This is a genomic window from Cognatundibacterium rivi (assembly GCF_018139565.1).
Taxonomy (GTDB): Bacteria; Pseudomonadota; Gammaproteobacteria; order Burkholderiales; family Burkholderiaceae_D; genus Undibacterium; species Undibacterium rivi.
This window is the reverse complement of record NZ_JAGSPK010000001.1, coordinates 444,653-456,919: the sequence shown is the minus strand read 5'-3', so window position 1 is coordinate 456,919 and position 12,267 is coordinate 444,653. Positions and strand designations below refer to the sequence as shown.

General features: G+C 50.3%; 9 protein-coding genes. 5 read left to right on the top strand and 4 right to left on the bottom strand.

Annotated features, from left to right (window positions below; all coding sequences use genetic code 11):
- The first annotated feature begins 68 nt into the window (after positions 1–68).
- Entirely contained in the window at positions 69–1,205 is a 1,137-nt protein-coding gene (locus KDM87_RS01990; protein WP_212677545.1) for an alpha-hydroxy acid oxidase, read from the top strand.
- A 74-nt stretch (positions 1,206–1,279) separates the two neighbouring features.
- On the opposite strand, the gene KDM87_RS01985 is transcribed toward KDM87_RS01990, so the two are convergent.
- The gene (locus KDM87_RS01985; protein ID WP_212677544.1) at positions 1,280–1,732 is read right to left on the bottom strand and encodes an Hsp20 family protein; all 453 of its coding nucleotides are present in this window, start codon (positions 1,730–1,732) and stop codon (positions 1,280–1,282) included.
- A 225-nt stretch (positions 1,733–1,957) separates the two neighbouring features.
- Here KDM87_RS01985 and KDM87_RS01980 point away from each other — a divergent pair, with 225 nt between their 5' ends.
- Positions 1,958–2,509 carry a thymidine kinase gene (locus tag KDM87_RS01980; RefSeq protein WP_212677543.1) on the top strand — a complete coding sequence of 184 codons (552 nt, stop codon included), beginning with the start codon at positions 1,958–1,960 and terminating at the stop codon, positions 2,507–2,509.
- A gap of 384 nt (positions 2,510–2,893) precedes the next feature.
- On the top strand, positions 2,894–5,434 hold the full coding sequence (locus tag KDM87_RS01975) for an alkaline phosphatase D family protein (RefSeq protein ID WP_230407541.1): 2,541 nt from the start codon (positions 2,894–2,896) through the stop codon (positions 5,432–5,434).
- 133 nt (positions 5,435–5,567) lie between these two features.
- Here KDM87_RS01975 and KDM87_RS01970 read toward each other — a convergent pair whose 3' ends face one another.
- Complete coding sequence (locus KDM87_RS01970; protein ID WP_212677541.1) at positions 5,568–6,371, bottom strand: prohibitin family protein; 804 nt, start codon at positions 6,369–6,371, stop codon at positions 5,568–5,570.
- 151 nt (positions 6,372–6,522) lie between these two features.
- Between KDM87_RS01970 and rlmF the strand changes: the two genes are divergently transcribed.
- Positions 6,523–7,494 carry a 23S rRNA (adenine(1618)-N(6))-methyltransferase RlmF gene (rlmF, locus tag KDM87_RS01965; protein WP_212677540.1) on the top strand — a complete coding sequence of 324 codons (972 nt, stop codon included), beginning with the start codon at positions 6,523–6,525 and terminating at the stop codon, positions 7,492–7,494.
- A 750-nt stretch (positions 7,495–8,244) separates the two neighbouring features.
- Entirely contained in the window at positions 8,245–9,501 is a 1,257-nt protein-coding gene (locus KDM87_RS01960) for a nitronate monooxygenase (protein ID WP_212677539.1), read from the top strand.
- Positions 9,502–9,768: 267 nt separating this feature from the next.
- On the opposite strand, the gene KDM87_RS01955 is transcribed toward KDM87_RS01960, so the two are convergent.
- The gene (locus tag KDM87_RS01955; RefSeq protein ID WP_212677538.1) at positions 9,769–10,908 is read right to left on the bottom strand and encodes a cupin domain-containing protein; all 1,140 of its coding nucleotides are present in this window, start codon (positions 10,906–10,908) and stop codon (positions 9,769–9,771) included.
- A gap of 170 nt (positions 10,909–11,078) precedes the next feature.
- Complete coding sequence (locus KDM87_RS01950) at positions 11,079–12,110, bottom strand: DUF2804 domain-containing protein (protein ID WP_212677537.1); 1,032 nt, start codon at positions 12,108–12,110, stop codon at positions 11,079–11,081.
- Between the last annotated feature and the right edge of the window lie 157 nt (positions 12,111–12,267).

The following is a 12,267-nucleotide window of genomic DNA, read 5'->3' as shown; positions in this document are numbered from 1 at the left end:
TTTTCCCCCATCAGACAGTCAATTTCCCCTACACTTTTGCCTATTCATTAGTCCACCGGAGAATCAGCATGCCCGTCATTACCTGTGTAGAAGATTTACGTTTACTCGCCAAAAAGCGCGTACCGAAAGCATTCTATGACTACGCGGACAGCGGTTCGTACACGGAAAGCACGTATAAAGCGAATAGCAGCGATCTGGCTGCAATCAAGCTGCGCCAGCGCGTCGCCATCAATGTGGATCAGCGCAATACGCGCACCACGATGATAGGTCAGGAGGTGACGATGCCAGTCGCCATCGCACCGACCGGGCTGACCGGTATGCAGTGGGCGAATGGCGAAATGCTGGGCGCGATTGCGGCAGAAAAATTCGGCATTCCGTTCACCCTGTCCACCATGAGTATCTGCTCAATTGAAGATGTTGCCAGCGTGACCACCAAACCTTTCTGGTTTCAGTTATACGTGATGCGCGACCGTGGTTTCGTGAAAGAAATGATACAGCGCGCCAAAGCCTGCAAATGCTCGGCGCTGGTGTTGACGCTGGATCTGCAAATTCTCGGTCAGCGTCACAAGGATTTAAAAAACGGTATGTCGGTGCCGCCAAAACTGACACTCGCCAATATTCTGGATCTGGCGACCAAGCCTTCGTGGGCACTGCGCGCACTGGCCGGGCGTAAAACCTTCGGTAATCTGGTCGGTCACGTTAAAGGCGGCGATGGCATCCTGACCCTGAGCCAATGGACGGCCAGCCAGTTTGACCCGACCCTGAACTGGGACGATGTGGCCTGGATCAAAAAAGAATGGGGCGGCAAGCTGATCCTGAAAGGCATACTGGATGTCGAAGATGCCAAACTGGCAGTGGCTGCCGGGGCCGACGCGATTGTCGTCAGCAATCACGGTGGCCGCCAGCTCGATGGGGCAATGTCGTCGATTGAAGCCTTACCGGCGATTGTGGATGCCGTCGGTCATCAGACCGAAGTCTGGTTTGACGGTGGCGTCCGCACGGGTCAGGATATTCTGAAAGCCACGGCACTCGGAGCGAAGGGCAGCATGATAGGCCGCGCGTTTCTGTATGGTCTGGGTGCGATGGGTGAAAAAGGCGTCACCACGATGCTGGAAATTTTGCAAAAAGAGCTGGATGTCAGCATGGCACTGACCGGCACCAAAGATATCCGCGAAGTGAATCTGAGCAATATCATCCGCAAGTAAATTGAATCAAGTGTCATAAAAAAAGCATGGAAAAATTCCATGCTTTTTTTTGCGTATCAGAATAAACGTTGTGCTTATGCTGCTTGTGACTGCACCAGTTGCAGGTTGTCGCCATCAATCAGAATACGGCGTGGTTTGTAGGCTTCCGGCACTTCGCGCACCAGCTCTATGCTCAGCAAACCGTTATCCAGACGTGCGCTGACCACTTTCACGTGATCGGCAAGACGGAAACGGTGTTCAAAATCGCGTGAGGCGATGCCACGATGCAGATAGTTTTTCTGGGTTTCATCTTTTTGCTTGCGACCGACGATTTTCAATGTGTCGCGTTCGGTTTCGATATCGAGTTCGCTGCGGTCAAATCCCGCCACCGCCATCGTGATGTTGTATTTATCTTCTGCAATCAGTTCAATATTATATGGCGGGTAACTCGGTGCAGCATCATTGCGCTGCGCGTCATCAAATAACTGTGCGAGACGGTCAAAACCAATCGCAGAACGATACAGAGGGGCAAAGTCAAAATTACGCATGGTGATATCCTTTTTTATAGAAGCGATATAAATAATTTCCGCAGACCTCAGGTGAGCATCTGCTGAGTCAAAGATAGGGTGCGTCAAAAGCTTTTCAAGAGAAAAATCTGCATCTATTTTTTTCGTGACCCGAGACGTGATGATTCTCTACAATAGCGGTTTCGACGCTCTTGAAATCACCTAAGACCGTCACTATTTACCTCGACCTCATTTTTAAGGAACACCGTGGCAAAGCTTTATTTCAGATATTCCGCCATGAATGCAGGAAAATCGACCGCACTTCTGCAAGTCGCGCACAATTACGAAGAACAAGGCCAACAAGTTTGTTTATACACGGCCGCGATTGACCATCGCTACGGCCAGGGCAAAGTTACTTCGCGCCTGGGCCCACAACGTGATGCTGCCGTATTTGATGCCGTTTTTGATTTTTTTAAAGAAGCGCCGCAAGTCAGTTGTGTGCTGGTCGATGAAGCACAGTTTTTATCTGCCGATCAGGTGAAGCAATTGCATCAGCTCGCGCATGTGCGCGGTGTGCCGGTCATTTGCTATGGCCTGCGCAGTGATTTTCTGGGTGAACCATTTACCGGCTCCACATATTTACTCGCTCTTTCAGACACGATAGAAGAACTCAAAAACATCTGTAGCTGCGGCAAGAAAGCAACGATGAATATCCGCGTTGACGAGCAAGGCAAGCGCACCCGCAGCGGGGAACAAATCGATATCGGCGGCAACGAACGTTATCACCATGTCTGCGGTCGCTGTTTTTACAGTAACTAAGCCCAGAATAATGAAGTTTTCACTGACTACGCAAGCCGCGTAGCAACATATTTCAGCGCAAAACTTCCGGAGATGGCAGCGGTTTTACAACCATGACAAAGACCGCCGGCCATCTCTTTTTTCTTTTCCCAGCGCATCGGAAGCGCAGATATTTCAGCTGACGAATAGAGTAAACACCCTAGTACCAATGTCATCACGATGACATATCCACCCCCTAGTCTTTCTGGTTTTTAGCTTGTTGTTGCGTGCTGCTTTTCGCGTACGCCAGCAATATGGTCTGACGCAGCATCGTCTGTCACATCGACGCATGACATCTGGCTCTTTGTATGTTCATGCGATACGTCAACAGCAGTCTGCTCAACCGCCAACTCCAGGGAGATGAAATTGGATAGACGACAGTTTTTGAAATACAGCGGCTTTTTATCAGTATCCGTCGCCACCGGCAGTCTGAGTGCCTGCGGCGGTAGCAGCAGCGTTGCCAGCGACCAATCTGAATTGCCATTGGCCACCGGCGCAAGCTGGAAATTCCCGCAAAGTGTCGCTTCCGGTGACCCTCGTCCTGACAGCGTTATCCTGTGGACACGTGTGACTCCGGCATCGCTGGGTGTCGCAGCAGTCGCGCCAACGGGCAACGATGTTGCAATACGTCTGATCGTGACAGCCACAGATAACACGGCTCTGCTCGGCAGCAATGCAGCACTGACTGGCACGACTGTCGTCGATACCCGTTTGTCTGTCCTTGCCAGCTTCGATAACACAGTTCGCAATAAAGTGACCGGCTTGCAGCCAGGTCAGACTTATTTCTATCAGTTTATCGCCGGTGATGTGCGCTCGAATGTCGGCCGCGTCAAAACAGCGCCAGCAGCCAATGCAGATGTCGCCCAATTACAGTTCGCCTATCTGACTTGCCAGGATTGGAGCGTTAATCACTGGGGTGCGATGGACTACATCGCCAAAAATGAAAACCTCGATTTCATCATTCACCTCGGCGACTATATTTATGAAACAGTCGGTGCGGCATTCCAGACAGGGAATGCAGAAGCGCGCCACACCGCATTGCAATTACCTGATGGTACCGCATTGCTGAATGCCGACGGCACGACCGGTAAAGCCAAATATGCAACCACGCTTGCTGATTACCGCTACCTCTACAAAATGTATCGCAGCGACCCACGTCAGCAAGCAATACACGAACGTTTCGCCTATATCGCGATCTGGGACGATCATGAGTTTTCTGATGATGCCTGGAAAGATGCCGTCACCTACGAAAACAACAGCCTAGATTCAAGCGGCAATAATATTCACCAGACCAGCCGCCGCCGTACAGCGAATCAGGCATGGTTTGAATTCATGCCAGCCGATGTCAGTCTGGATGCGGCCAATACCGGCTTCCAGAATATTCAGATTTACCGTGACTTCCAGTTCGGTAAGCTGATGCAACTGGTAATGACTGATGAACGCTTGTATCGTTCCGATCATATCGTCCCGGAAAGTCTGTTCAACCCAGCGACAGGTAAAGCGTTGAACAGCAGCATGGGCACACGTTATGTGGTGCCACAAGATGTTTTCAATCTGGTGGAAGCACAAAAAATTACCGCCGCCACTGCCATGACCGGCGATCCATTGTCGGATGTCAGTATGTTGGGTAAAACCCAGCGCGACTGGTGGAAAAACAAAATGCAGACTTCGACCAATACCTGGAAAATCTGGGGTAATGAAGTCTGCCTGATGCGTATGGGTCTGAATGGTACAGATGCGATCGCAACACTGCTTGCGCTGAATTCCATCTCCACACTGGCGACGAATATCACCACTGCGCTGAGTAATCCTGCACTCGGTGGTAACGTGCTGGTCGCTGCGACGCTGGTGGCAGCAATGACTGCCGGTGCATCACAAGCTATTGCCAGTGCAGGCGCTGCAGCCATCGCGACGGCGGCTGCTACTGGCGGTAATCTTACCAGCGCCGCCACAACAGCAGGCCTGACTGCTGCGCAGGCAGGTATTGCCGTAGCCACGTTCAACGCCGCGAAAGCTGCTACGGCAGCGGGAACAGCAACGCAGATCGGCGCCGCTGCGCAAACCATCGCCTTTGGTTATATCAAACCGGATGTGCAGACCAACAAGCAAAATTCCAGCTTCGTCATCGCTTCCGGTCAGCAGGCCGCGCTGTCATCATTCTTCACGAAGTTTTTACTGAACTGCGATCAGTGGGATGGTTATAACAGCGAACGTAAAGCGCTGATGCAACATTTGCTGACGAATAAAATCAGTAACGTGGTCTCTGTGACAGGCGATATTCACGGCTTCTTTGCCGGCACCGTCAACGACGATTTTGATGCGCCGGGTGGCGGCACACCCGCAATGGTGGATCTGGTCAGCGCTGGCATCAGCTCCGACTCTTTCTTCACTTATATGAAAGATGGTGCAGGTTCGACAGGTCTGGCGACAATCATCTTTTACCCGCTGAGTATTCCTGTTCCGAATATCGGCACGATCACGATCAACGTCAACATGCTCGATTACACGATGGGCAAAGCAGCGCCGACGGTCGATGGTCTGCTGGAACAAATCCGCGTGCAACTGACAGGCGCACTGACAGCCAAAGGCGTACCTGAAGGCGCAACTCTGACCGGCACAGTCCAGGCAATTCTGTCCAGCCTGAAAACAAATAGCGACTTCAATACCAGCCTGCTGGGTTTGGCACAGCAACTGGCAACTCTCGGAAATAATCAGTGGATGAAGTACATCAATTCCGATGCACAGGGATACACGGTGGTGACATTAACACCGGGCAAACTGGTCGCACAGTTCAAGCAGGTGAATAAGCTGGTCAATAACGGTACGATGACAGCGCCGACAGATGTGATCGCCCGCATAACCACAGCCACCGTTAACAGTGGTACCAGCGCGGTCAGTATTGCGTAATCACTCGCAATAATTTCTGCCGGAAAATCAGGTGCCGGCTCTATGGCACCTGTCACCACCGCGGCAGTGATCAATAAAAACCGTTGTCTGGCACGATTACCAGACAACGGTTTTTTTTACTTATGTAGATTACTTACTTATTGCTGCCGTTACTGTTGATGTTCAAAAACGGAATCGCACCGCCAGTTGTGGTCGGCAGACGACCATCCCATTTCTCTATCGCTTTTGCCTGATTTTCGGTCTCACGCAGACGCAGCAACTCAGGTGTCACTTGCTGGCGTTGTAAAGCCAACGCTTCCGCTTCAGCACGCGCACGCGACACTTTCTGTTTGGCCTCGACTTCGATACGTTGCAAATCGCGTTCCGCTTTCATTTTTAACTGATCTGCGGTCGTTTTCGCTTCAATCGCTTCGTTGAATGTACGGCTGAAATTAAAGTTGACGATGGAAAATTCGTCGACCACCAGACCGTGTCTGGCCATACGTTCTTTAAGCGCGACAATAATTTCATCACGAACCTGAGAGCGACGGGAAATCAGCTCTTCTGCAGTAAATCGTGCAGTCACCGCTTTCACGGCTTCCTGAACACTGGGGATAATGATGCGCTCACCCGGCTCATTACCGAGGTCACGGAATACAGAAACAACGGCATCAGGTCTGACGTGGTAATTGATCGCAATTTTTGTATGAACGGTTTGCAGATCTTTCGAAGCGGCATCGCCGTCACCCTCGCCTTTTTGTATCGCCACCGACACTTTATGCAAGCGTTGCGCGATCGGCCAGACGAAGTGGATACCTTCGCTATACACTTCATCAGACGGCTTACCAAACGTCGTTAACACACCGCGATGCCCCGCTTGTATCGTGGCAAAGGGATTCAGAACCAGTAACAGCAAAATCACAATAATGACGGACGCAATAGCAGGAATATTTTTCATGATGTCTTTATCTCGTTATTGAAAAAACATGCGAAGTATAGATTCAAGATTTGCAAATGACCGTGGTAATTTTTTCAAAAAAATACCACTGTCGTAATTTCGCCGCAGTTTGTGCAACAATGCCGGCTCCACCAGACCGCTTCATCAACGCATGCCACGTCCGCATTCCAGCTCCGCGCAACAATCCAGCAAACTCCATCCGCGTAATCGCCATCAGGGGCGCTATGACTTCACCCGGCTTGTCGCGGGCGACAGCGCATTAGCAGGATTTGTGACGTGTAATGACTACGGTGAATCCAGCATCGATTTTGCTGATCCGGCAGCCGTAAAAGCGCTGAACCGCGCTTTACTGAAAAATGATTACGGGATTCAAGAATGGAATATTCCGGAACAGCAGCTTTGCCCACCGGTGCCGGGTCGCGCTGATTACCTGCACTATCTGGCGGATTTGCTGATATCGACGAATAAAGGTGTGCTCCCGAAAAAAAATTTACTGAGTGTGCTCGATATCGGCACGGGTGCGAATGGCATTTATCCTCTGATCGGTGTCAGCGAATACGGCTGGCAATTTACCGCGAGCGACATCAATCCGGCATCGCTGGCGAATGTACAACGCATACTCGATGCAAACCCCAAGCTCGCTGCCAAAATCAGCCTGCTTCTGCAACCATCGGCAAACGCTATTTTCAAGAACATCGTGGGGGAAGATGATTGGTTTGATCTCAGCATGTGTAATCCACCTTTTCACGCATCTATGGCGGAAGCACAGGCTGGCACGCAACGAAAATGGAATAATCTCGGCAAGGCAAAGCTCGCCGATGCAACTGCTCCTACCCTGAATTTCGGTGGCCGCGATGCGGAACTGTGGTGCCCTGGCGGTGAATTTGCTTTTATCGAGCGCATGATCAACGAAAGTGCTGGTATACCAGGACGATGCTTCTGGTTCACCACACTGGTATCAAAATCAGAAAACTTACCTGCGCTGAAAACCGCACTCAAGCGGGTTAAGGCGCTGGAAATCAAAGAAGTTGCCATGAGTCAGGGCAATAAACAAAGCCGTTTTCTGGCATGGACTTTTTTGACGCCTGCGCAACAAGCCGCCTGGAAAAAATTACGCTGGTGAACGCCTGACGAAATTCTGTGATGCCAGGCGCCATTCCATTTACACGATACCGGAGACTGATAAAAGCGATCAGAAATCAGCATCAGAAGGCCATTGTTTTTTTCTGAGACAGCCTTATGTAAAGTGAATAAAACAAGCGTGTGCGGCTGATGCATGGGTTGAGACGTTGCGTATTCAATTTCAGCACTTGTTTCCATTGACGTTATGCCTGCGGCCTGTGTGCCTTCTGCAAAAAGTGTCGGCTAATGCGACAATGTTACGCGCGAGCCGCATTTGTCATGTCCCTGAAACAGTCGTCAGGCACATTGAGGCGTCAATAAAACCACTACGCGGTAGTACGAATTTGAGGGATATCAACAAGCTGCAAAAAAATAAAGCTGACGACAATTATTTTCCGGGAACAGAAAAAATAAAAATGATGTTTTTATTAATACCTGTGTAAAAGAAAAATAGCTTAATTCAGATTATTTCCCTCCCTTTGTCGTCTAGCTGTATGCAAAATCATAAAAATGATGCTAATGACAATTTTTTTGCACTTAAATTTGCTGTTTTTTTAGGCATAAATGTGAAGATTTGCGAGACGAAATTATTCACAGCGCATAGCTAGCCTGGCTTACAATCTGGGGCGCTGTTATTTTATAAAATAGCTTTGTGAACATATTTGACAAACTTATGTTGAATAACAGCCTCACTCAGTAACGAGATTTCGCCATCGGGTGCGACTTACAGCTCAATGTGTCAAGGATTGCAATGAAACGAGTAGATGATTTCCGCCTGAAGTTAGGCAAAGATGAACTGGTTCCCATCATGATAGGCGGGATGGGTGTCGATATTTCGACTGCGGAGCTGGCGTTAGTTGCCGCCCGTCTGGGTGGTATCGGCCATATTTCTGACGCACTGGTGCATGATGTGTCGGATCGCCGCTTTGGTACCAGCTACATCAAGGAAAAAACCAAATTCTACAAATACAACATCAACAATACCGACAAGACGAATATCAAATTCAATCTTGAGGATCTGGCAGCGGCGACACGTCTGCACATTGGTCGTACGATGGAAGCCAAACAAGGCTCGGGCATGATCTTTGTGAACTGCATGGAAAAGCTGACCATGAACGGCCCGCGTGAAACGCTGAAAGTGCGTCTGGAAGCAGCACTGGATGCGGGTATTGACGGCATCACGCTGAGCGCTGGTCTGCATCTGAGCTCCTTCGGTCTGATGGCAGATCACCCGCGTTTCCGTGAAGCCAAGCTCGGCATCATCGTCTCGTCAGTCCGCGCCTTGCAGTTATTCCTGCGGAAGAACGCAAAATTAGACCGTCTGCCTGACTACGTGATCGTTGAAGGTCCGTTGGCGGGTGGTCATCTGGGTTTTGGTGATGACTGGGCCGCATTCGATTTACAGACGATAGTGACCGAAGTGTCTGAGTATCTGAAAGCGGAACAACTGGATATTCCTATCATTGCAGCGGGCGGTATTTTTACCGGCAGCGATGCCGTTTCCTTCCTCGAAAACGGTGCCTCCGGCGTACAGGTGGCAACCCGTTTCACGGTGACGAAAGAATGCGGTTTGCCGGATAGTGTCAAGCAGGAATACTTCAAAGCCAGCGAAGAAGATATTGAAGTCAATCATATTTCACCGACCGGCTACCCTATGCGTATGCTAAAAAATACGCCAGCAATTGGCGATGGCATTCGCCCTGGCTGTGAGTCGTATGGTTATCTGCTGGATGCGAATGGCAATTGCGCTTACATCACGTCATACAACCGTGAAGTTGCGCTGCATCCAGATGCAAAAAAAATCTCCGTCATGGACAAGACCTGCCTGTGTACCCACATGCGTAACTTCAATTGCTGGACTTGCGGTCAGACCACGTATCGTCTGAAAGACACTACGCGCAAACTGGCGGATGGCACTTACGAGATCCTGAGCGCCGAACATGTGTTCCGTGACTATCAGTTCAGCACCGATAACAAGATCGCCTTACCTGACGCATTGCCTGAATAAGTAACACCTGCTCCAACGCTAAACGCCAGTGCTCTCCTGACTCGCAATCAGAAAACACTGGCGTTTTTTTATAAGCTCAGTCCGTCAACAAAAGGTACCCTGTTTTAGTCCGAGCGGGTCTTGATTGAGTACCTAAGCCAACTATATTGACTATGCTGACTATCAACATTTTCATGATCTACTCTCAATATTGATGCGGCTGACAGCGCACAATACTGCTGTCAGCCGCATCAATACTGGTACTCTGGATACAAATCAACGCGCTCTTCAGAAATACCAATAACCGTCATTCACCCATTGCGTCAGCGCTTTGACGAAAGCGGCGTGCTGCAAACCTTGTTCCAACGCAGCCTGACTGAGACTGTCTTCATCGCACAGCGCCAGCACGGTCGCACTGCAATCTGCGCCAAATTCATACCGCTCGCCGTTGACATAGCAAATCCCCTGACTGATGCTGTCGTCAAGATAGAAACAACGCAAGCCACCTGTGCGAATCAGATCGGTTTGCTGCAAATTCTTGCGTAACTCGGTTTCATTGATAGGGAAATCCAGCACCTGTAAATCGAGTTCGCATTTGGTTTTCGATAAATGGCAGCCGACAAAATTCATCATGATTTCGTCATCATTCAGTATCGTCTGCATTTGCTGTTTAATCAGTGCAAAGTCACCAGCGTTAATATGCCCCTGATGCTGATGCATACGGCGTTGCGGATCACTGATCAGGGTGCCACCGAGTTCATTGTCGATCAGATAGTCCGCCAATCCACTCAGCATATCGCTGGCTGATTTGCTGCGAAAGCCCACTGAAAAACTCATGGAACTCTCAAGTGACACGCCATCATGTGGAAAACCGGGTGGAATATAGAGAATATCACCCGCAGTCAGCACCGCGTCTATCATGGGCTCGAAAGGATCGGTATGTAATAAAGCGGCGTGCGCAGCGAATTGACGATGGTTACCGCGATCACCGACGCGCCAGCGACGGCTGCCTGAGCCCTGACAGATAAACACATCATACAAATCGATGTGCGGCCCGACACCACCGCCCGGCGCGGCAAAGCTGATCATCACATCATCGAGTCGCCATTTCGGGATGAAGGAAAATGCCCTTACCAGGCTGGCGACTTCCGGCGACCAGTGATCAACCGCCTGCACCACCAGCGTCCAGTCGCGCTCACCAAGATGTTCGTAACTTTCAAACGGGCCATTTTCGGCCTGCCATTTTCCGGATTGTCTGTAAATCAGACGAGAATCTATCTGCGACTCACATGCCAGCCCCGCCAGCTCATTCGGTGAGATCAGATCGCTGAATGCAGGAAAGCCCTGACGTATCAGTACCGGTTTTTGCTGCCAGTAATTAGCTAAAAAATCATCGAGAGAAAATTCACTGAGCGTGAGGGTTAACATGGCAAAAATGAAGATAAGTAAGTAAAACTGTCTTGTAGCATGAAGAATCTCAGCCTCATACCGGACAGATCAAACTTTTGGCAGAAAACCCGTTTGCCTCAGCTTCAAGCGGCGTGAATGGCACAAATCAGCACCCGCGCCGACGCTGCATTGACTCTGATCAAGAAAATTTACCAACGTGCGAAATGTTCCTCCGTCACGCCTGCTAACTGGCTGACAGGTCGTGGGCTGGCATCTGCATGCGCCTTGACCCAGCCGCTGAAGCGTCCCACCGGTTGTTGATAGCGACTCGCGGCAATCAGCAGATTCTTGTTTTCACTGCGCACACCTTCCGGTTGAAAATACAAATCCAGTAAGCCATCGCTGGTGTGGATATGCCACGGTGCCAGCACATTCGCAGAGTCATATTCAAAGTGAGCGCTGCTCAGAGAAATCAGTTGCCCGTCCAGCCACAAAGCATTTTCCTGATCGCCGAAATAGCCGGATTGTAGATTGAACCCCATCTCCAGACTGTGTGCCGACGCCCATAACCAGCGTGTTTCACGCGCCAGAAAACCATTGCTGTGATCAACACTGCCACAGCCACCGGCAAGGCTGAAACAATGTTGTCCGACGTTCACCTCTCCGCTCAAGCACATTCCGCCAGATTTGACTGTGGCATGCACACTGCCACCGATGACGTTGCCAACCGCCAGTAATTCTGGTGCGGCATCAGCCAAATGTAATTCAGCGTCGATCTGGCAATCGCGAAACGACACCTGAATACGGTAAGCATTGTTGGCGGGCTGATGATGAAAATGTAGCCGCTGCCCGGGAAAACGAAACCAGCTTTCAGCGCCGATAGTCGGGTGCGAATTCAGATACGCAGTCAGCCCGGGTATGCCATCCTGCGAAAATTCTGCCAACAGCTTTTTTTGCTGGCGATCAAACACATAAGCGAATGCGGTATTGGTCCAGCCAACATCCACAATCGCGATCCCGCAGAATATCTGATCCGTCACCAGTGCAGCATACTGCCAGTGCTTGTGATGAAAGCGTCGCCATACGACACCGCGCCGGAAAGGCGCCGCAAGCGCAGACCAGTCAATCACAGAGACGGCTCCGGCAAATTTTCCGGTATGAACCTGACCAAACGCATCAACCAGCGCATCCGGCGCCGTTGGCAACGTTGGAAAATCAGCTGGCTGAGAAGTAGTTGACATGATGTTTTTGTGAGAGATTTTCCATGCATTGTCCGATAATCCGGCACTGTCGAATATCAAAATCAGACGATCTGTTGCATCAGGCTCATTAATTCTGCACTTACCTGCGTGAGTGGCATCGGAAATACGAAAGACGAGCTACACAGTTCAGGTCACA

Coding starts and splice junctions, on each gene's coding strand:
- KDM87_RS01990 (WP_212677545.1), top strand. CDS start 69: ATGCCCGTCATTACCTGTGTAGAAGATTTACGTTTACTCGCCAAAAAG.
- KDM87_RS01955 (WP_212677538.1), bottom strand. CDS start 10,908: ATGTTAACCCTCACGCTCAGTGAATTTTCTCTCGATGATTTTTTAGCT.
- KDM87_RS01960 (WP_212677539.1), top strand. CDS start 8,245: ATGAAACGAGTAGATGATTTCCGCCTGAAGTTAGGCAAAGATGAACTG.
- rlmF (WP_212677540.1), top strand. CDS start 6,523: ATGCCACGTCCGCATTCCAGCTCCGCGCAACAATCCAGCAAACTCCAT.
- KDM87_RS01970 (WP_212677541.1), bottom strand. CDS start 6,371: ATGAAAAATATTCCTGCTATTGCGTCCGTCATTATTGTGATTTTGCTG.
- KDM87_RS01950 (WP_212677537.1), bottom strand. CDS start 12,110: ATGTCAACTACTTCTCAGCCAGCTGATTTTCCAACGTTGCCAACGGCG.
- KDM87_RS01985 (WP_212677544.1), bottom strand. CDS start 1,732: ATGCGTAATTTTGACTTTGCCCCTCTGTATCGTTCTGCGATTGGTTTT.